The sequence below is a fragment of the Brevibacillus sp. IT-7CA2 genome, assembly GCF_949767855.1.
Classification (GTDB): domain Bacteria; phylum Bacillota; class Bacilli; order Brevibacillales; family Brevibacillaceae; genus Brevibacillus.
Genome location: NZ_CATKQT010000022.1, coordinates 230,013 through 249,268, shown reverse-complemented (window position 1 = coordinate 249,268; position 19,256 = coordinate 230,013). Strand labels below are relative to the sequence as shown.

Genomic DNA, 19,256 nt, shown 5'->3' with positions numbered 1-19,256 from the left:
GGAGTTTTTTTATCTACAGAATGGAAAGGATATCGCGAACATCATCGAGAATAAAATCTGCTTTTTCTTCTTCAAACTTGCTGCGCGCGTCTTGACCAGACAGTCCAGTCAATGTCGCTGCAAACTTGCAACCGATAGAGCGAGCCGCTAGAAAATCTGCGAGTGAATCGCCTACGATCAGCACCTCTTCTCCATTTTCGATTGGTAGTGAAAAATGGACAGCATCGCTAATCGGTGCATCGAGTCCGAGTAACCCTTTTACATAGGAATAAGGATGTGGCTTGGACATCGGGGCAAAGCTAGGAAACGCTTCTTCCGCATCGAGTACGTGAGAGGCAGTTACGACACGGTTTGGGTCGAACCATTCCAGTATATTCAACTCACTGAGGGGAACATGCGTCTCGATGGTAGGGCGCCCTGTTCCAATCCCCAGTGTATATCCTTTTTCTTTTAACGTGCGGAACAACTCGACCATTTCTGCAGGTGGTACAATCGGAATCTCGTCTGACAAGAAGCCCTTCTTGCCTGGCTGCATGGTTTCACGGCCAATCGATGCCGCCACGCGCTCATCACCGAGATACCATTCTTGAAACGTCTTTTGAATCAACTGCCATAGATCACTATTGCGAGAGAACATTTCTGTTGAAATACCGCAACGCTCTTTTGCAATTTGATTCAAGTAGAGCAGCATTTCTGCTTTTTGTGCAGAACCTTTGGCAAAATCAGTGGTGAACGCTGCGTAGTCTACTTGGAAATCAGGAGCATAAGTAGCTGCCCACTCTTTCACTTTTGCCAGTTGCGGTCGATCAATTTGTTCGACAAGAAGGCTCGTTGCTTCTGGAACTTGCGTTTTAACGGCTTCAATCAAACGAATCAACTGATAGGAAAACGCGAGGAAAACCATGTCCCAGTTGGAGTTGATTCCACGTGACTTGATGAAATTCAGCACTTCATCATGAGCGAAAACTTGCTCGCGCACTCGTCTGATTTGCGCTTCTTCTGGAGCAGGTGTGAATTCCTCGCCTGCAAGCCCCACATACTGCGGGCTGTACAAAAATTCCCACACTGTCAATGCAGAAGCATCAAAGTAACGCTCTTCACTCAACATAACCCCGTCAACATCAAATAAGATCGTTTTGATCATTTCTCTCTACACTCCTATTTGTTTTTATGCAGCATCAAGGCGATTGTAAAAGTCGTTCCCTCACCCAGTTTACTTTGCACACTGATGGTGCCCCCGTGTGCCTCGACAAGGTTTTTCGCGATGGCTAGTCCAAGACCAGTTCCACCTAGTCGTCCACGTGTGCGAGCCTTGTCTGCTTTATAGAATCGCTCAAAAACAAACGGCAAATCTTCTTGCGGAATGCCACTGCCTGTATCGCTTATCTCAACCAGCAACGTTTTATCCCCGCGAGCCCGAATGGTGACGCTTCCCCCACTTGGCGTATGCCGCAGCGCATTATCGATCAAGTTCGTTAGCACTTGCTCCATGCGATCAGGATCCATGAGCACATGCGTGTGTGTCGTCGATATTTCGAGGAAGAGATGGATTTCTCGTTCTCTCGCCAAATTGGTGAATTTACGTTGAATGCGCTCCAAATACGGACGCAGTTCCATCGTCTCCTGGAACAATTCAACATGCCCCGCTTCCATCCGTGCCAAGCTGAGCAATTCATTCACCAGCTTGGTCATACGCGCTGACTCGTCATAGATGATCTGCGCCAATTCTTTATGCTCTTCCGGTGTAGCCACGATATCATCCACAATCGCTTCACTGTACCCTTGCAACATGGATAGAGGTGTTCGTAGCTCATGGGATACGTTAGCTACAAAATCATTACGCATTTTATCTAGCTTACGTTCCTGCGTGATGTCCCGAAGAACTGCGACAGCTCCACGAATTTGATCCCGATCATTCAAAGGTACCATGACAACGGACCATATCCGCCCTTGAACAGGGATATCCTCTGTCACTTCCTGTCCCGTTTGCAAAACCTGCTGATAGAACGAAAACAGCGGCACTGGCTCATCCAAATGCTCGAAATCCCAATCTCGCAAAAATCGTTCTGCTGGCGGATTCGTTACGGCCAGCTTGCCGTTCGCATCTATCATCACAACACCATCTACCATGCTCCTGAGGACACTCGCCAGCTGCTCCTTCTCTTTGGACAGTGCATCGACTAACTGATTGAGTTTGCTTGCCATCGTGTTAAACGAAGCCGCCAGTTCACCAGTCTCGTCTTGGGTCCTGATCGGGATTTCAGCATGAAAGTCCCCTTCCGCAATGCGATGCGCCGTTTCTTTCATCTGACGTAATGGAATTGTAAGACGCGATGAGAGGAAAAAGGCGAATACTGTGGTAGAGACAAATCCGATGACACCAACCACAAAGATTAAAAATCTGACTTCACTAACCGTATCATCAAAATCTTCAATCGCCTGATACATGACCACTGCGCCCGTTTTCCCTGCTGCAATTTCTAAAGGCACAGCGACCGCAAGCAGTTCATGCTTGTTGTTCGTGTGATCAGTAGAATTCTTCACATCAATATAAATCGTTTTGGGAGCAGGATGCTTACCTGCCAGCGCATCAGGCAAACTCAATGCAGGATTTTGGAGCAATTGCTCTACTGGAATACGAGGGAGCCCAGCCCCTTCGCTCATACCGACTTGTTTGCCTTTTTCATCTAGAATGACCATGCCCGTATGATGGACCAAGCCAAACCTGGAAGCCATCTCCATAGCTGCTGTCATATCCGGACTCTGCGCCAAACCGATTGCGATGCCATCTGCCAGATCGTGCAAATTCTTGGACTGCCGATTGCTATAAAAGCTATCAAAGGATTGAACGAGCAACAAACTAAAGATGGTCAAGACGAGAGCAAATAAGGCAATAATGGTCATCCATAGCTTTCCGACTACACTGCGAAAAATAACGTCCACTTTACTTAGGCACCTCTAGCTTGTATCCGACGCCCCAAACCGTGGCGATCATATTGGCAGCTTGTGGAGAAACACGGTTCAATTTTTCGCGGAGACGCTTGATATGCGTGTCCACCGTGCGCAAATCACCAAAGAACTCGTAGTGCCACACATCTTTTAACAATTCTTCACGCGTAAACACTTTATCCGGCGACAATGCCAGGTAGTGCAACAACTCATACTCTTTTGGAGTCAGGCTCACCTCTTGGCCACTTGCGATGACTTTGTGTGCATCGTGATCAATCGTCAATTCCGGGAAAACAAGAACAGAATGGCTGTTGAACGTCTCTGTCTTCAAATAAGCTGTCGCGGAAGAACGACGCAGAATCGCTTTTACCCGGTACATGACCTCACGCGGGCTGAACGGTTTCACGACATAATCGTCTACCCCTGCCTCAAACCCGTGAACGCGGTTCGTTTCTTCCCCTTTTGCTGTCAGCATAATAATTGGGGTTGCCTTGAATTCACGAACACGCTGGCATACCTCGATCCCGTCCATTCCTGGCAGCATCAGGTCGAGCAAAATGATATCATAGTCACTTCCCACAGCCATTTCGACTGCTTGCTCTCCATTATCTGCTTCATCAATCAGAAAGTTTTCTCTTTCCAAGTACATTTTCAGAAGTCTGCGAATGCGCTCTTCATCGTCCACTACGAGAATACGTGCTATTTTTTCCATCTGGAACACCTCTTGTTCTCATAATATCGTAAAACCGTTTGAAGATAGTCCAAAAAGCTGGTGGTAAAACCAGCTTTTCGAGGATATTCTACACCCCAGCGTAGGAGTGCAAACCAGCAATGACCAAGTTGACCACGACCAGTGTAATCAAAATAATGACGAACCCGATGACGGACATCCATGCTGATTTTGCACCGATCCATCCTCTGGATAGACGCAAGTGCAAGTAGGCACTGTAAAATAGCCAGACAACTAATGCCCATACTTCCTTCGGGTCCCAGCCCCAGAATCGTCCCCATGCCTCTTCTGCCCAAATCATCGCAAAGATAAGAGCCCCGAGGGTAAACACCGGATAACCGATGCTGATTGCTCGATAACTGATCTCGTCCAGAAGCTCAGGATCGACACTCTCAACGGAAGGCTTGATTGCAGCCCCTAATCGTTTTCGGAAAATCAAACGCATTCCGCCATACAGAATTCCCCCTGTAAGGACTGACCACAGCATCGTGTTCAATTTGCGTGCGGCGTCTTTTCCTTCCATCCAGGTAGGTGCCTCAAAGAGTGGAGACATTGGACCTTCCTTGATGATGGTTGAATCAGCAGGTGCAACAATTGCAGGCAGGATGTACTCCACTTTCGGTTTTACCATCTGTCCTGCTGCATTCATTTCTTCCTTCTTCATCTCAAATACCGTCTTTTGATCCATACGAGCAAACGTAGAATCCATCAAAATGAATCCAACGAGCATCAGGACCACAGCCAGCACGATCTCCAGCCATTTCGTACTTTTCGTGGAAATATGCTGCGGTACGGTTCGGATCAAATACATCAGACCCGCCGCAAATCCAACCGCCAAAATCCCTTCACCCAGTGCAGCAGTAGTCACGTGAATATGCAGCCAGTAGCTCTGCAAAGACGGAATCAATGGGGTAATTTCCTTTGGGAACACGTACGAGTACGCGAGCATGATAACCCCAAGCGGAAGAACAAACGCCCCAATCGAGGTCAACTTGTAGATCCGGTAAATAATTAAGTAGGCCAGGATAATACAGTAATCCAAGAATGCCATAAACTCAAACATGTTGCTCGTCGGGCTATGACCGCCTGCAATCCAGCGAGCAATCACATACCCTGTTTGCGCCACAAAACCGATAACGGCTAACCAATACGCAATCCGTCCATAGCGCTCTTCATGTTGTTTGGGATCACGCCCTGCCCAGTTTTTACCCGTCACGGCTACAGCGAAGACGATAGACGAGATAACGTAGAGCAGGAACGCGATATCCAGTAACCAGTCACTCAGTTGAATGAGCTGCACGTTGTTAGTACCCCCTTTGAAGCTTTAGGCCTTGGCCTTCGTTTTATCTTCTATCGTGACAGGGAGCTCCGCTTGTTTAACCAGCCCATCTACTTCTCTACGAAGACCGAACCAGTTTTTATTCGTGTGAGCTGCTACCAAGATACTTCCCTCTTGCGTCTGTACCCAAACCCGACGATGTTGCCAGAACATACCGATCACAACGCCCGCAAGGAAAATGAATGAACCTAAATAAATCAGTGGCAATGCTTTGTCCACCCGTACATTCAGCCCTGCAATATCGATTAAATCAGGCATTTTGATCTCGAGTCCGTAACGCGGATCATTTTTCTGTGTAAGAATGGTTCCTTCTAGATAAACCAGTTTTTCGTTATAATTGCCATTCTCTCCAATGAGTTCCAATGCCACCATCGGATTTTTAGGCAAATTGGTTTTCGTCGCCGGCTTCCCGTCTTTTCCCATTATAAAATCGGGGAAGTAATCCAAAATCCGTACCGTGAACCCATCCGCAATGGTTTGCTCTGGCTGTGGATTGTACAGATCCATTTTGATAAGACCGATCTCTTTTTTATTGTTTTTCAAATCGACCACTGTAAAATTAAGCGCTCCAAGCTGCATCTCTTGCACGCCACTCTGATAAATGTAGAGGCTATCCTGCTGCATCGGATGATTCACGACGATCGGACCCTTCTGTACTTCTACCAAATCCGGCTTTTTCCCTGGAACGTCAGCGCTTTTATTTTCATACAAAATGGCCTCTGTCTGGTAGCTCTTCACAATGGCTCCGCCCTTAAGCTCCAGTTGCTCCGGCATTTCTTCTTCCGACCAATACTCTGTCGTGTAGTTCTCGTTTTTTATGTAGTAAGGGGTATTCGGAATCGCCATTGTTTGTCCCTCACGCACCCAGACGTACTCGTCCAAGTAAAAGCCAGGCAGGCTTCGCATCAGGGTACCGACCAAAAACAAGATCAGTCCAATGTGATTAATGTAAGGACCCCAACGGCTAAAACGGCCTTTTTCAGCCATAATCGCCCGTTCCGTGCGGAAAATGCGGTATCCTTTTTCTTTCAATGCCAGAGCGGAGGCGTCCAGTATCGCTTCCTGATTGGCTTCTGGAGCAAGCTCACCCTCTGCAAACAGCTTTTGCCCTTTCAAAAAGGACTTGTGCTGGTTCAATCGTGGCTTCTTTAACGCTTTATAAAGCGGTACTACGCGGTCCAGACTACAGATAACCAAAGACGTACCGAGCATAACCAGAAGCGTCACAAACCACCAGGACGAGTACATATTGTGAAATCCAAGTCCGTAGAAAATCGTTCCCAGCGTTCCATATGATTCCGTATAAAAACGGGCAACATCTGCTTCAGTCGGTACGGGAACCGGTATGTACATTTGTTGTGGAAAGATGGTTCCGACTGCGGACGCCACCAAAATGACAATAATGATACCGATTGCAATTTTGACCGAAGAAAAAAAGTTCCAGACTCGATCGATTACCTTCGTCTTATTCGTTTGAGAACGTCTTGCCATTCCTTCATAACGCATGTCAGGAAACGATGTCTGCTCGTGGACTTCCACATTCAAAGGCTTCCCGCAAGACTCACAGAGCAGCGTCCCAACCGGGTTGGTATGACCGCATTCGCATTTTCTCTGATCCATCATTGCTCCTCACTTACGGCAAGATTTTTGTTATTTTCGACTCAATCATCGCTTCATCTAACTGCCCGATAAAAATGTCCTGCACTTCTCCATCAGGGTCGATGAAAAAAGTCGTCGGAATCGGACCGATTCGATACAGCTTTGTAATTTGCGATTGGCGATCGAGCAAAATAGGGAAGTCAATCCCGAACTGCTTCACGAATGGTTCTACGGCAACTGGCGATTCTCCGATATTGACACCGACTACAACCAATCCCTTGTCTTTAAACTTCGTGTACTGCTCTTGCAATGCCGGCATTTCTTCCTTACAGGGTTCACACCACGTGCCCCAGAAATTAAGGATAACGCCCTTTCCTTTCAAACTTTCCAGAGTCAGCTCTGGTCCATTCAGCTGCTCCAAACTAAAATTCGGAGCATCGCTTCCTACTTTCACAGCACCGGGGTCCTTCACAAAGCTGGAATAGAGTGCAAAGACCAGCGCTACAAGCAAAACACCCAATACCGCGATCCTGACATATGTACGATTGCTTTTGTTCATGAGGCCATACTCCCATCTACTGCTAATAAATTGCATCCTTTTCCCATTCTATTATAGCGTTCCTAGTTTTTCCGACAGCGCACAACTTATGAACAGATTTTGAACGAATCAATGTTTCTACCGAGGGCTGCGTTTCTTTTGAACCAATCCCCGCTTCAAGCTCTCCACTTCCTCATGAGTAAGCTTGCGAAATTCGCCCGGCTTTAGTCCAATTAATGTGAGAAATCCTAAACGGATTCGCTCCAATGTCAACACCGGATGACCGATCGCTTCACACATTCTGCGCACTTGGCGGTTTCGTCCTTCATGTATAGTCAGTTCTACCAATGCCTTTTGGCTGCTAGACTCTGTCTTCAACAATTTGGACTGACCGGGAGAAGTCATGCCGTCTTCCAAACGAATGCCGGTTGCTAGCTTGCGCACTTTTTCCTGACTAGGGATTCCCTTTACCCATGCCCGATACACTTTATCGATTTCATAGCTTGGATGTGCCAGCCTATTGGCCAGCTCCCCGTCGTTCGTCAAGAGCAACAAGCCGGAAGTATCGTAATCCAAGCGACCTACTGGATATACCCTTTCTTTAATTCCCTTCAACAGATCGATCACTACCCGTCTGCCGCGCGGGTCTGTGACGCTCGTAATGACACCAGTAGGCTTGTACAGCAAGAGATAGACATGTTGCTCCAGCTTAACCTGCTGTCCATTCACCACAATTTTGTCCTTGAGCGGATCGACTTTTATTCCCTGCTCTCGTACGACTTGGCCATTTACCTGCACCTTGCCTTGCGCAATCAATTCTTCACAATGGCGACGAGAGGCGACTCCAGCATGCGCCAATACTTTCTGTAAACGTTCCATCGTTGGTTCACCTCTACAACATCATACCCATTCTTACTAGTGTGGACAAGAAAAAGGGAAAAACTTCCCCATATCCATGAGGAAGTTTTCACTGTCTACACTTTTTGAACTCTATTAAGCGAAAATGTAGGAGACAATGAGCAGCGAGAATATGACACCAGCTAGGTCTGACCACAAGCCTACCTTTAGCGCATAAGCAGAATTGCGAATGCCAACTGCGCCAAAATAAACGGTTAGGACATACAGTGTCGTATCTGTGCTCCCTTGCATGGTAGCTGCCAGTCTGCCCAAAAAAGAATCGGGACCGTACTGCGCGATCAGGTCTGTTGCAATCGCAAGTGAGCCTGTTCCCGTCAACGGACGAAGCAACGCCAACGGGACCAGTTCTTCAGGAAAATGCAGCAGGTCAAGAAGCGGTTTGAGCGCGCGAAGCAATAGATCCAATGCTCCTGACTCCCGAAACATACTCACCGCGACCATCATGGCAATCAGATGCGGGAGTATGCGAATCGTAGTGGTTAAGCCACCTTTTGCTCCATCTACAAACGTCTCGTAGACGGGGACTTGTTTCCTCCACCCATACAACAAGACAAAGGCAATCGTAACGGGAATGGCCCAAAGAGAGAGCAGGGATACCCATTGGTACATAAGGACTCCCCCTATCTGTGTCTTCGTATATGCCGATAACGATACATGCGATCAATCAACAGGGCGACAATGGTGGCAGCAAAGGAAGATAACAGCGTAGTACCTACGATTTCTACCGGATTCACGGAGCCATACTGCATGCGGATCGCGATCATCGTCGTAGGAATAATCGTAATGCTCGCCGTATTGATCGCCAGCAGCGTACACATGGCAGCCGAAGCGTTTTGCTTGTCTGGATTTAGCTTTTGGAGCTCTTCCATGGCTTTCAGCCCCATTGGAGTTGCTGCATTACCCAGCCCAAGCAGGTTTGCGCTCATATTTGAGAGGATATATCCCATAGCAGGGTGCCCTTTTGGTACATCGGGAAACAGGATTTGAATGATCGGTGACAATACCCGCGCCAATAGCTCAAGAAGTCCTGACTTTTCTGCAATCCGCATCATTCCCATCCAAAAAGCGAGAACACTGAGAAGACCGAGACAAACGGTTACTCCCGTCTTAGCTCCCTCAAACGCTGCTGCGTTAATCGCTTCCATCCGCCCCGTCATGGCCGCAACGACAATGCTAATGACAATGAGACCGAGCCAGATGACATTAAGCACTCCACAGCCCCCCTGACACTATGTCCCAAAATGGCTGCCACATGGAGCGTGAAGCTTGCGGAGCTGCTAAAGTCGGCACATCCACACTAACTAGCAACGGAACCTGACCAATCAGCTTCTCCTTTAAATAGAGTTGAAGAAACCCTGCCAGTTGACCTTTCATCTTCGCTGTAACCGTTGATTCTCCCATAACGACGCGTTTGTGAATCCCCTCTGCCTCTGCCGTTTGCAATGGATATTGAAAAGCGTTTGTTGTGACAAGATGAATTCCTGCTTCGAGTGTGACTGGCGTGTCAGGCTTTACCTCCTGCCCTTTCTTGACCAGCTCTTGTAGCGGATAATTCGCAAAGCCCCAGTCCATCAGCTTGGCGGAGTCGTTCCAGTCATCAGAAGCATTTAGAGTGATCGTTGCCAGCTGTCTTCCATCCCGTGTGGCAGAGGAAGCCAGGCAGCGCTTCGCGAGTTTGGTGTATCCCGTTTTCACACCGTCAGCACCGTTGTATAGGTGAAGCATCTTGTTTTTGTTCAATAGACGCCGGTCCCACTGCTCGCCTTCCCATGAAATATCCTTGACTTTCGTTGAGACGATTTGACGAAACACGGGATTATGTAAGGCGTAGGCGGACAGCTTTGCCATATCTTCTGCGGTGGAGTAATGCTGGTTACTGTCATCTAAACCATGCGGATTGGTGAAATTCGTATGCTCCATTCCAATCATCGCAGCCTTTTCATTCATTAAATAAGTGAATCCAGGCACTGACCCTCCGATGTGTGTTGCGATGGTGACGGCTGCGTCATTGCCAGATCGCAGCATCAAGCCGTACAGCAGTTCTTCAAGCGTGAGCTTCTCCCCATTTTTCAAGTAGATCGATGAGCCTTCTACACCAACCGCTTGTGGTGGTACTGTTACCTGTGCATCCAATTTGCCCATTTCGATCGCTACGATTGCTGTCATCGTTTTTGTCAGACTCGCGATCCTCATTTTTTTCGTACCGTTTTTGGAATAAAGAATCCGCCCACTCTCTACATCGATTAATGCTGCACCTTCAGCTGACAAGCTAGGTGGAGAAGCAGCAGCTTTTACCATCACTGCCGGCGTAAGAGCCATCTGTATAAAAAGAAAAACGACGAGTACGCCGGACAGATATTTTCGTATGCTCATAAATGTCCTCCCCATTTGAAAACTTGGGCTCATCCTTGCTTATTGGGCAAGAGAAAAGCCGTCGTTATACCACGATACACAGGTTTGTACCATAGTATATGGGGACGAGTCGTATGATAGTACGAAAAACTGTCCGGACTGTAACTAGTCGTTTGTCGGTTCTTCTGCTTTTCCGAATAGCGCTAATGCTTCCAATCGCGCTTCTTCGATATCAAGATTGACTGGCGGTTCTGGCAAATCCCCCAGTTCCCGTAATCCAAAATGCTCCAAAAATTCTTTGGTGGTCGCGTACAAAATGGGACGTCCGATCCCCTCTGCTCTCCCCGCTTCGCGAATGAGGTGTTTGGATAAGAGGGTGTTCAGTGCTTTTTCGCATTTAACGCCACGGATTTCTTCAATCTCCGAACGGGTCAGGGGCTGCTTGTACGCAACAATGGCAAGAGTCTCCAAAGCTGCTTGGGATAGTGTTGACTGACCTGGCGATGTTGCTAGCCGTTCAAAATAGGGCACATGCTCGGGCAGAGTGGTCAGCTGATACGCTTTTGCCACTTCCACGATTTGAATACCGCGTCCTGCCCGGCGGAAGTCAGCTTTCATGTCTTCGATCAAATCGATGACCTCTTCTTCCGACACCTCAGTGATTTCACTGATTTCTTTGGCATCGATTCCTTCATCACCCGAGATGAACAGCAAGCCCTCGATTACGCCTTTCAGCTCGTCATAGTCCATCAGTGTGGGCTCCTTCCGTTCCGTTTTCACATATGATGATGTCTTGAAACAATTGATTTTGTACACACGTAATGTGCTTAGCCTTCATGAGCTCAAGCAAAGCGAGAAAGGTCGTCACAATCTCTGTACGCGTCGCCCCTTGGGTAAACAACTCAGAAAACCGAACCGTCCCACCACCACGTACCACTTGGCGTATCTCCGTCATTCGATCCTTGATGGAGATTTCGTCGCGCGACACCTTGGTCATCGGTTCTTTTTCTTTCGTTTTCTTTACCAGCTTTTCCAGCGCGTTGATCAAATCGTAGAGGGTCACATTCGTTACGGTATGATCTTCTTCACGCGCATAAGGAGATAAATTTTCTGCGGGACGCGTAAAAACTTGATTACGACCGATTTCCATTTCTCGCAAGTTCTCAGCAAGCATTTTATAGCGTTTGTACTCCAACAGACGCGCAATCAGTTCTTCACGCGGGTCTATCTCGTCTACATCCATATCGAGGAACTGCTGAAAGACATGCTCCTCCTTTTTGGGTAACAGCATCTTGCTTTTAATAGAGAGGAGCGTAGCCGCCATGACTACGAACTCACTGGCCACATCCAGTTGGAGCTCTTGCATCTTGTCAATCGTCGCGAGGTATTGCTCCGTAATTTCCGCTATCGGTATGTCGTAGATGTCTACCTCAGCCTTGTCGATCAGATGGAGCAACAGATCGAGTGGTCCCTCAAAGGAATCAAGTTTGATGCTGTAAGCCAAAAGTCGTCCCTCGTTTCCGTTAGATGAACACGCTTAATATGTTCACTGCAATCTGTTGAATCCAGGTGCTTACAATAGCAAGTGGAATCCCGAAAATGGTAGAGCTGACACCTGGAATGAAAATCAGCAAGAGCAAGATCCACGGTCCGTAAACCTCATAATGATAGTATTTCGCATCCCAACTGCGCGGAGACAAGAAGCGCAATATTTTGTAGCCATCCAATGGTGGGATCGGCAAAAGGTTAAAGACGAAGAGTGCCGCATTGATGATAATACTAAATTCAAGCGTTGTCTCAATGGCAAAGACTGCTTTTTCATTCATCCCTGCCAAGACTCCCGAATATTGAACCAGTATGTACCCGATATAAAACAAGATCGACAAAATAAAGTTAATGATCGGTCCTGCTACCGATACATACACAATTCCTAAACGCTTGTTCCCGCGAAAATGAAGAGGATTGATCGGCACTGGTTTCGCCCACCCAAATGGACCAAACAGAATGAGAATCAAACCAAACGGATCAATATGCGGGATTGGATTTAAAGTTAAGCGGCCCTCCGATTTCGCCGTATTGTCACCCAGCTTCCAAGCGACAAAGGCATGCGCCCATTCATGCAAAGTGAAAGCGATAACGAACGCGATCAAGCGAAACGGTACCGTTTTCCAATCAAAATGAAAAAGATCCATTGCTTCCTCCAATCATACGCGTTCAAAAAGTCATCTTTTTGAACAACCCCTGATAAAAATCGTCTATCTTCTAGCATACCAGCAGATAGATAGGCTTACAACCCCATTCCAGCTTGACCCAGCATGCATCCTGACGAAAAAACACCGACAAGGTTTCCCTCATCGGTGTTCGTAAAACTTTTATTAGCCTACTTTTACTGTACCCATTTTATCGCCTTGCTTGATTGCATCAATGTGTTCCAGACCGGAAGTGACGCGACCAAATACTGTATGTACGCCATCGAGGTGAGGGAAAGCATCATACAAGATGAAGAATTGGCTTCCGCCTGTGTCTTTTCCTGCGTGTGCCATGGACAGGTAACCGCGCAGATGCTTGTGTGGGTTTCCTTTTGTTTCACATTTGATTGTGTAACCAGGGCCGCCTGTACCTGTTCCGTAAGGGCATCCGCCTTGTGCTACGAAGCCAGGGATAACACGGTGGAAGGACAGACCGTTGTAGAAGCCTTCGTTAGCCAATTTCTCAAAGTTTGCTACTGTGCCCGGAGCTTCTTGATCAAACAGCTCCAGCTCGATTTGGTTACCATTTTCCATGGTGATGTGCGCTTTTTTCATATGTAGAACCTCCATACCTTGTAAAGTTAACGTACCCATTCTACCATGGAGAACGATTGACGTCCAATTTATCCCTCGACGCGGATCTGCTCTTCGCCAGGCAACTCACAGTCGGTAATAAAAACAGTTCCCACCTTCGCCTTTGCCACCATTTTCACGTACGCTGCCTTCTCTGCAACTTGTTCCGCACTGGTGTACTTCCCTGCATATAAGACGACACCTGCCATCGACATCGAGAGCTCCTGACCGTCCCCCATTCTGCGCTTCTCATAAATGTCCGAAAAGTACGGCGTAAAAGCATCCATGATAAACAAGACCACATCATTCGCACATTGTGCTGTCGTAATCAGGATAAAATCATCTCCGCCAATATGCCCAATGAAGTCCGACCCGCTTCCGTACCATTTCGAGGCTTCCCGCAACAAGTTCGCCGTTCGAACGATAATCTGATCACCCACTTCAAACCCGTAGCGGTCGTTAAACCATTTGAAACGGTCGAGATCACAGTAGATGACCACCTGATGATCAATGCGTTTCAGCCGTTGATTCAATTCCCTTTCAATCTGCACATTCCCCGGCAATCCTGTCAGCGGATTGGCAGAGCTCGCCATCTCGAGTTTAATGGAGGCCATTTTGTCCAACAGCTTCTGCACGGTAACGATACCGATGTACTCGCCATTCTCATCAATAATAATGACCACATCATACAAATGATAAGCATCTCTGGCCATCGCCCGCTTCGCTACCTCATCCAACTTGTCATCTTTGGTAGCTTTGAGCGGGTTGGTATTCATGATTTGAGAAACGGGCCTTTCATAATACAGCGCGATTCCGTATTGACCACCGAGAATTTGATACAGAGAAAACCGCATGACAAGTCCAACTGGTATGCTGTTCTCCAGCACTACCACGCTTTCAATCCGCTGATTTTGTTCGAAAATCTCATGGATGCGTCTTACTTTCACGTGCTTTTCAACACTGATTGTCTTCGCCAAAATTTCCGTCATAGCCGGAGTAGGCAGCATTGGCTCTGCTTCTTGCTCACTCCGCCTTTCCATTGTAAATCGCAGAAAGTTCATAGCCGTTCCACTTAGCTGCGCCATCCCTTTATCCGGCTTGCCTAAATAGTAACCCTGTCCATAGATGACACCGACGTCCATGAGCGTTTCCAGCTCACGCTCCGTCTCGATCCCTTCTGCAATGATTTTACAGTTCACCTTGTCAGCAAAGGACACAAACGTCTCTAACAACGCCTGCTTAATCGGATCGACATCGATATTGCGGATCAATGACATATCGAGCTTAATAAAATCTGGATAGATTTCTGTAATCGATTCCAAGCTGGAATACCCTGCTCCCGCATCATCTACAGCAATCATATAGCCCTGCTTGCGGTACTCCTCAATGATTTTTCGAAAGGCAGCGTAATTCGTAATCGCGTGGCGCTCTGTAATTTCAAAAACAATGTTTTGTGGCGTCAGCTCATATTCTGCCAATAGCATCTGCACTTTGCCACGCAACAGAAACGGATCGTCAATCGCACGTGGGTCCAAATTGATAAATAGTTTTTCATGAGGCTTCAGATAGCGGATATGCTCCAATGCCCGTTTGCGACATATATGCTCCAATCGAAACACGGTATCCGTCTCTTGTGCATAATTGAACAAGGCAACAGGAGTTGCAAAGAGACTGTTGACCGGTCCTCGCGCCAATGCCTCCCATCCCAAAGCTTCGCCATTTGGCAAATGAATGATCGGCATGAAATGCATCTGGACGTTTTCTTCTGCAAGCAGCTTGTGAAATTGTCTGATGTGGGTATGTTTTTCGGAAGTAATCCCATATTTGGCCATATGTACAGCATGTTTGACAGAGGTATACATCTCTTTCACGATATCTTCTCCGATGATTTCCGCATAGCCGATATGGACGCGAAGCTCCTCGCGATTGACGAAGCTCACTTGTCGATTTAACTGTCGTTCAGCCAGCTCCTGAAAATGAATCGATAGCATTTGACAGTCTTCCTCACTCATCGTTTTCGAAAAGGAAGTGTAGATCGCAAAATCATCTCCCCACAGCTTTTGAATCGCGATGATTCTCCCTTTGATTTCGAATGCTTGACGAGCTACAGCTGGCAAAATGCTTTCAAATATATGAAGAACTCTCTTGGCACTCGTATCGCCATAGCGATGCTCTACCTCTGTCAGCTTGACGATATCTATATAAAACATGACGACTTTCTTCTCTCTCTCCACTTCTTGCCGAATCATCGCCTTCATCCATTGGCGTTTGTCCAATGAAATGTAGGGTATTCGTCGAAACCGCTTCATAAGAGTCGACAACATGATGAATCGCTCCCCCTCACCCTTTCATTATGCCGAGAAAACATTAAGCAATCATGAATGGGAGATGAAGGAAATACAAAACCTTCCCAAACGATCGGGAAGGTTTGTTCATTTTTTATGAAGTTTAGCGCATTAGCTGCGCGCGTTTTGGCAAAACATCGTGACCGACTACTTCTGCGTACGTTTCGCGTCGTACGACCACTTCTGCTTCTCCGTCCTTGACAAATACAACAGCAGGACGAGCGATCCGATTGTAGTTGTTCGCCATCGAATATCCATAGGCACCCGTGCTTGGAACTGCAAGAATATCGCCCGCCTGTGCTTCTGGCAGCTTCACATCCCAGATGAGCATATCACCTGACTCACAGCACTTCCCTGCAATGGAAACAACTTCTGTGACAGGTGCATTCATTTTGTTCGCAATCGCTGCTTCATATTCTGCATCGTACAAAGCTGGTCGCAGATTGTCTGTCATGCCACCATCGACCGCAATATATTTCCGGACATTTGGAATGTTCTTTTGCGATCCAATTCGGTACAAGGTTGTCCCTGCATCCCCTACAATGCTCCGACCTGGCTCGATCCAAATCTCAGGTAGAGGAATCTCCAGCGCTGTGAGCTCTTGGCGAACGATATCGGTAATGGCTTTGATATACGTTTCCGCTGGCTGCGGTGTATCGCCTTCTACATACCGAATACCGAAGCCGCCTCCTACATTCAGTACTTCTGGCAGGAATCCAAGCTTTCCTTTTGCTTCGCCCAACAGTTCTGTCAATCGTTTGACAGCGACGAGGAAGCCTTCTGTTTCAAATATTTGTGAACCAATATGGCTATGAACTCCCAATAAATGGAGATGATTGCTTTCGTGAGAGAATTGAATCGCCTCAAGAGCCTGGCCGTTTTGCACGTCAAAGCCAAACTTGGAGTCGATCTGCCCTGTAGAAATGTATTCATGCGTATGAGCTTCTACACCCGGTGTGACACGCAATAGAACGGAGACCTTTTCGTTCCGCTCTTCGGCCAATTGCGCCAAGATGTGCAGCTCATAAAAGTTGTCCACAACGAAACAGCCAATTTTGGCATCCAGCGCCATGATTAACTCATCATGAGATTTGTTGTTGCCATGGAAATGGATACGTTCAACGGGAAATCCAGCTTGCAGAGCCGTATACAATTCGCCGCCAGATACTACATCGAGTGACAAGCCTTCCTCTTCAATCAACTTGCACATCGCCATCGTGCAAAAAGCTTTGCTTGCGTAAGCAACCTGGAAAGAAAAACCCGTATTGTGAAACGCATTGACAAATTCCCGGCATTTGGTGCGAATTTGTTGTTCGTCATACACATATAAAGGTGTTCCGTAAGTAGTAGCTAGATGTGTCGTATCACAGCCTCCGATTTCCAAGTTTCCTTGTTCATTCACTCGACTTGTCCCGTGTAAGTACATGTTTCGTTTCCTCCCCAATTCATTCGCACCGATGATGTATATAGACAATCTTTTATAAAGAAAGGCAACCAACGAGGAGCGTCAGTTGCCATACAGAAACTTTTGTTCGTAAGGCTTCCCTACAATTTACTACAAGGTTGTGCGTTTGACAATGGGTGAAGTCATCCGTTTTCAGAATATTATTGCCGAGAGGAATTTTGCGAGCGAACGATACTCGGCCTGTTGTTTTTGCTTGGCACAGCCAGCCGTACCACAATATCCTTCATCCCTTTGTAGTTGAATGGAATGAACGGCCATAAGTAAGGCGTATTCAGCGAACGGGTGGAAGCCAAGAAAATCAGGATAAGCGTAAGTCCGATCATCAGTCCCGGTGTGGAGAAAAAGCCCACCATGAGAATCAGAAACAAGCGAATCAGTCGATTGGCCAAGCTCAACTCATAACTGGGAGTCGCATACATCCCGATTGCCGCCACTGCCAAATACAAGATAACCTCTGGTGCAAGGAGTCCTACCTTGATGGCCACATCTCCGACCAGAATCGCGGCCAATAAACCTACGGCAATCGAGAGCGGCGCTGGCGTATGAATGGCGGCCATCCGCATCAAGTCCAGACCGACCTCAGCGATCACGAATTGTGCCAAAATAGGAATGCTCCCCATCTTTTTGATCCCTAGGAAATGAAGCGGCTCCGGTATCATGGAAGGGTGCATGACCAAGAGCAACCAGATCGGCAAAACAAAAACCGAAGCAAAGATTCCCAAAAAACGAACCCAGCGCAGATAAGCACCGATTACCGGTGTTTGTCGATACTCCTCCGCATGCTGTACATGATGAAAATAAGTGGCGGGTGTGATCATGACACTCGGCGAAGTATCCACATAAATCAGTACGTGACCTTCCAATAGATGCACAGCAGCCACATCGGGTCGCTCTGTATATCGCACCAGAGGGAAGGGATTCAACGTTTTTCCAATGATAAATTCTTCGACGGTTTTTTCCGCCATCGGTATCCCGTCAATCTGGATGTTTTGTAGCCGCTCTTTTAACGTTTGGACCAGCTCTTCATTCGCTACATCATGCAAGTAGGCAACCGCAACGTCTGTCTTGGTGCGTTCCCCAATCTGCATGATTTCAAATCGGAGCCGTTCATCACGTATTCTTCGGCGGGTAAGAACCGTATTGGTTACGAGTACTTCTGTAAAGCCGTCATGCGCTCCGCGAACGATTCTCTCCGTATCTGGCTCCTGCGGTGTGCGATTCGGCAGGATTTTGGCATCGAGGATAATGGCGTGAGGAGATCGGTCAATGATCAGTCCTACTTGACCGACGAGCAATTTATCCATAAACTCGTCAGTCGTTTCTACCTTGCTCAGTTGGTAGAAAGGGATGAATTTGTGAAACAAATGGTCGAAAGCGTTGTCAGCCATATCCCGCTCACGTACATCGTTCAGTTCACGCATGATCTGCGAAATCAGTATACTTTCCGCGAAGCCGTTTATGTAATACAACAACATCCGTGTATGACCCACATAAAAATCATGGACCCCAATATCAAAGCTCTTACCAACACCGAGTCTGTCGTTCAAATACTTCTGATTCTCTTCAAGATAAGTCGAGATGGGATGCCGTTTTTCCGTGACCTGTGCCATGAGCGCCGCTCCTTTCCATTATCCATTGCACCGCTCTAGTTGTGATGGGACAACCGTTTTGCAAACTATCCCTGCCTTCCATTTTGCCTATATCTCCAATGCCGATAACATTTGGTACATGCAGGGAATTCAAGATGTCTACGGTATCTCCATAAATATGATGCTGAAGTTGCTCGTCTGCGTACCCGTCCTTGTCCACCGCTTCGTCTACAATTTGTCCTTGGTTGTTTACGGAATAAGCGACCGTCGCACCCTTGACCCATTGTGTATTTGAGGCTACTGCAATCGCACCGATTACTTCGATATCAGGATGCTTCACCACGTATTCGAGTGCTCGTTCCCCTCTACCCTTGCCGTAATCTCCGTTGTCATCGAACATGACGATGACAGGATCATATGGTGTCATTTTAATGAGTTCGACCATCTGATTGCCTCGTAATGGAGTCGGATTCCCGGCAGACAGTGATATACATCGACCACCAAATTGCTTAGCGACATTCTCGATAACTTTTTGGGCAATATGATCTCCGTCTGTCACCAAGATGACTTTCCGACGTACTGTGTCCATGCTGGGTCACCGCCTTTTACT

18 protein-coding genes are annotated in these 19,256 nt (G+C 47.3%); all 18 read right to left on the bottom strand.

The window, feature by feature from the left end:
* Window positions 1-13: 13 nt before the first annotated feature.
* On the bottom strand, window positions 14-1,144 hold the full coding sequence (locus tag ACM6JA_RS14170; RefSeq protein WP_414852786.1) for an HAD family hydrolase: 1,131 nt from the start codon (window positions 1,142-1,144) through the stop codon (window positions 14-16).
* A 14-nt stretch (window positions 1,145-1,158) separates the two neighbouring features.
* Window positions 1,159-2,943 carry an ATP-binding protein gene (locus ACM6JA_RS14165; RefSeq protein WP_414852785.1) on the bottom strand — a complete coding sequence of 595 codons (1,785 nt, stop codon included), beginning with the start codon at window positions 2,941-2,943 and terminating at the stop codon, window positions 1,159-1,161.
* Window position 2,944: 1 nt separating this feature from the next.
* Entirely contained in the window at window positions 2,945-3,661 is a 717-nt protein-coding gene (locus ACM6JA_RS14160) for a response regulator transcription factor (RefSeq protein WP_007724035.1), read from the bottom strand.
* An 88-nt stretch (window positions 3,662-3,749) separates the two neighbouring features.
* Window positions 3,750-4,979, bottom strand: a complete 1,230-nt coding sequence (ccsB, locus tag ACM6JA_RS14155; RefSeq protein WP_414852784.1) for a c-type cytochrome biogenesis protein CcsB — start codon at window positions 4,977-4,979, stop codon at window positions 3,750-3,752.
* Window positions 4,980-5,003: 24 nt separating this feature from the next.
* Window positions 5,004-6,638 carry a cytochrome c biogenesis protein ResB gene (locus ACM6JA_RS14150; protein WP_414852783.1) on the bottom strand — a complete coding sequence of 545 codons (1,635 nt, stop codon included), beginning with the start codon at window positions 6,636-6,638 and terminating at the stop codon, window positions 5,004-5,006.
* 13 nt (window positions 6,639-6,651) lie between these two features.
* Window positions 6,652-7,176, bottom strand: a complete 525-nt coding sequence (gene resA, locus ACM6JA_RS14145; RefSeq protein WP_007724043.1) for a thiol-disulfide oxidoreductase ResA — start codon at window positions 7,174-7,176, stop codon at window positions 6,652-6,654.
* A gap of 117 nt (window positions 7,177-7,293) precedes the next feature.
* Window positions 7,294-8,034: a pseudouridine synthase gene (locus ACM6JA_RS14140; RefSeq protein WP_414852782.1), complete on the bottom strand. Its 741-nt coding sequence runs from the start codon at window positions 8,032-8,034 to the stop codon at window positions 7,294-7,296.
* A gap of 114 nt (window positions 8,035-8,148) precedes the next feature.
* Complete coding sequence (locus ACM6JA_RS14135; protein WP_007724050.1) at window positions 8,149-8,682, bottom strand: spore maturation protein; 534 nt, start codon at window positions 8,680-8,682, stop codon at window positions 8,149-8,151.
* Window positions 8,683-8,693: 11 nt separating this feature from the next.
* Complete coding sequence (locus ACM6JA_RS14130) at window positions 8,694-9,284, bottom strand: nucleoside recognition domain-containing protein (RefSeq protein ID WP_007724061.1); 591 nt, start codon at window positions 9,282-9,284, stop codon at window positions 8,694-8,696.
* Entirely contained in the window at window positions 9,277-10,446 is a 1,170-nt protein-coding gene (locus tag ACM6JA_RS14125; RefSeq protein WP_414852781.1) for a D-alanyl-D-alanine carboxypeptidase family protein, read from the bottom strand. Before ACM6JA_RS14125 ends, ACM6JA_RS14130 begins: the two co-directional genes overlap by 8 nt.
* Window positions 10,447-10,590: 144 nt before the next feature.
* Window positions 10,591-11,175, bottom strand: coding sequence for an SMC-Scp complex subunit ScpB (gene scpB, locus ACM6JA_RS14120; RefSeq protein ID WP_414852780.1), 585 nt, complete (start codon window positions 11,173-11,175; stop codon window positions 10,591-10,593).
* A complete protein-coding gene (locus ACM6JA_RS14115) occupies window positions 11,165-11,929 on the bottom strand; it encodes a segregation/condensation protein A (RefSeq protein ID WP_414852779.1) in 765 nt (254 codons plus the stop codon). Before ACM6JA_RS14115 ends, scpB begins: the two co-directional genes overlap by 11 nt.
* Window positions 11,930-11,948: 19 nt before the next feature.
* Window positions 11,949-12,617, bottom strand: coding sequence for a site-2 protease family protein (locus ACM6JA_RS14110; protein WP_414852778.1), 669 nt, complete (start codon window positions 12,615-12,617; stop codon window positions 11,949-11,951).
* Window positions 12,618-12,800: 183 nt separating this feature from the next.
* Window positions 12,801-13,229, bottom strand: coding sequence for a peptidylprolyl isomerase (locus ACM6JA_RS14105; RefSeq protein WP_414852777.1), 429 nt, complete (start codon window positions 13,227-13,229; stop codon window positions 12,801-12,803).
* Window positions 13,230-13,297: 68 nt separating this feature from the next.
* Complete coding sequence (locus ACM6JA_RS14100) at window positions 13,298-15,571, bottom strand: GGDEF domain-containing protein (RefSeq protein WP_414852776.1); 2,274 nt, start codon at window positions 15,569-15,571, stop codon at window positions 13,298-13,300.
* A gap of 124 nt (window positions 15,572-15,695) precedes the next feature.
* Complete coding sequence (gene lysA, locus ACM6JA_RS14095; RefSeq protein ID WP_414852775.1) at window positions 15,696-17,018, bottom strand: diaminopimelate decarboxylase; 1,323 nt, start codon at window positions 17,016-17,018, stop codon at window positions 15,696-15,698.
* Between the two features lie 179 nt (window positions 17,019-17,197).
* The gene (locus ACM6JA_RS14090; RefSeq protein ID WP_414852774.1) at window positions 17,198-18,667 is read right to left on the bottom strand and encodes a spore germination protein; all 1,470 of its coding nucleotides are present in this window, start codon (window positions 18,665-18,667) and stop codon (window positions 17,198-17,200) included.
* Window positions 18,621-19,235, bottom strand: coding sequence for a stage V sporulation protein AE (locus ACM6JA_RS14085; RefSeq protein WP_414852773.1), 615 nt, complete (start codon window positions 19,233-19,235; stop codon window positions 18,621-18,623). Before ACM6JA_RS14085 ends, ACM6JA_RS14090 begins: the two co-directional genes overlap by 47 nt.
* Between the last annotated feature and the right edge of the window lie 21 nt (window positions 19,236-19,256).

Coding starts and splice junctions, on each gene's coding strand:
- ACM6JA_RS14110 (WP_414852778.1), bottom strand. CDS start 12,617: ATGGATCTTTTTCATTTTGATTGGAAAACGGTACCGTTTCGCTTGATC.
- scpB (WP_414852780.1), bottom strand. CDS start 11,175: ATGGACTATGACGAGCTGAAAGGCGTAATCGAGGGCTTGCTGTTCATC.
- ACM6JA_RS14140 (WP_414852782.1), bottom strand. CDS start 8,034: ATGGAACGTTTACAGAAAGTATTGGCGCATGCTGGAGTCGCCTCTCGT.
- ACM6JA_RS14160 (WP_007724035.1), bottom strand. CDS start 3,661: ATGGAAAAAATAGCACGTATTCTCGTAGTGGACGATGAAGAGCGCATT.
- ACM6JA_RS14170 (WP_414852786.1), bottom strand. CDS start 1,144: ATGATCAAAACGATCTTATTTGATGTTGACGGGGTTATGTTGAGTGAA.
- resA (WP_007724043.1), bottom strand. CDS start 7,176: ATGAACAAAAGCAATCGTACATATGTCAGGATCGCGGTATTGGGTGTT.
- lysA (WP_414852775.1), bottom strand. CDS start 17,018: ATGTACTTACACGGGACAAGTCGAGTGAATGAACAAGGAAACTTGGAA.
- ACM6JA_RS14125 (WP_414852781.1), bottom strand. CDS start 10,446: ATGAGCATACGAAAATATCTGTCCGGCGTACTCGTCGTTTTTCTTTTT.
- ACM6JA_RS14135 (WP_007724050.1), bottom strand. CDS start 8,682: ATGTACCAATGGGTATCCCTGCTCTCTCTTTGGGCCATTCCCGTTACG.
- ACM6JA_RS14100 (WP_414852776.1), bottom strand. CDS start 15,571: ATGTTGTCGACTCTTATGAAGCGGTTTCGACGAATACCCTACATTTCA.
- ACM6JA_RS14085 (WP_414852773.1), bottom strand. CDS start 19,235: ATGGACACAGTACGTCGGAAAGTCATCTTGGTGACAGACGGAGATCAT.
- ACM6JA_RS14150 (WP_414852783.1), bottom strand. CDS start 6,638: ATGGATCAGAGAAAATGCGAATGCGGTCATACCAACCCGGTTGGGACG.
- ACM6JA_RS14090 (WP_414852774.1), bottom strand. CDS start 18,667: ATGGCACAGGTCACGGAAAAACGGCATCCCATCTCGACTTATCTTGAA.
- ACM6JA_RS14105 (WP_414852777.1), bottom strand. CDS start 13,229: ATGAAAAAAGCGCACATCACCATGGAAAATGGTAACCAAATCGAGCTG.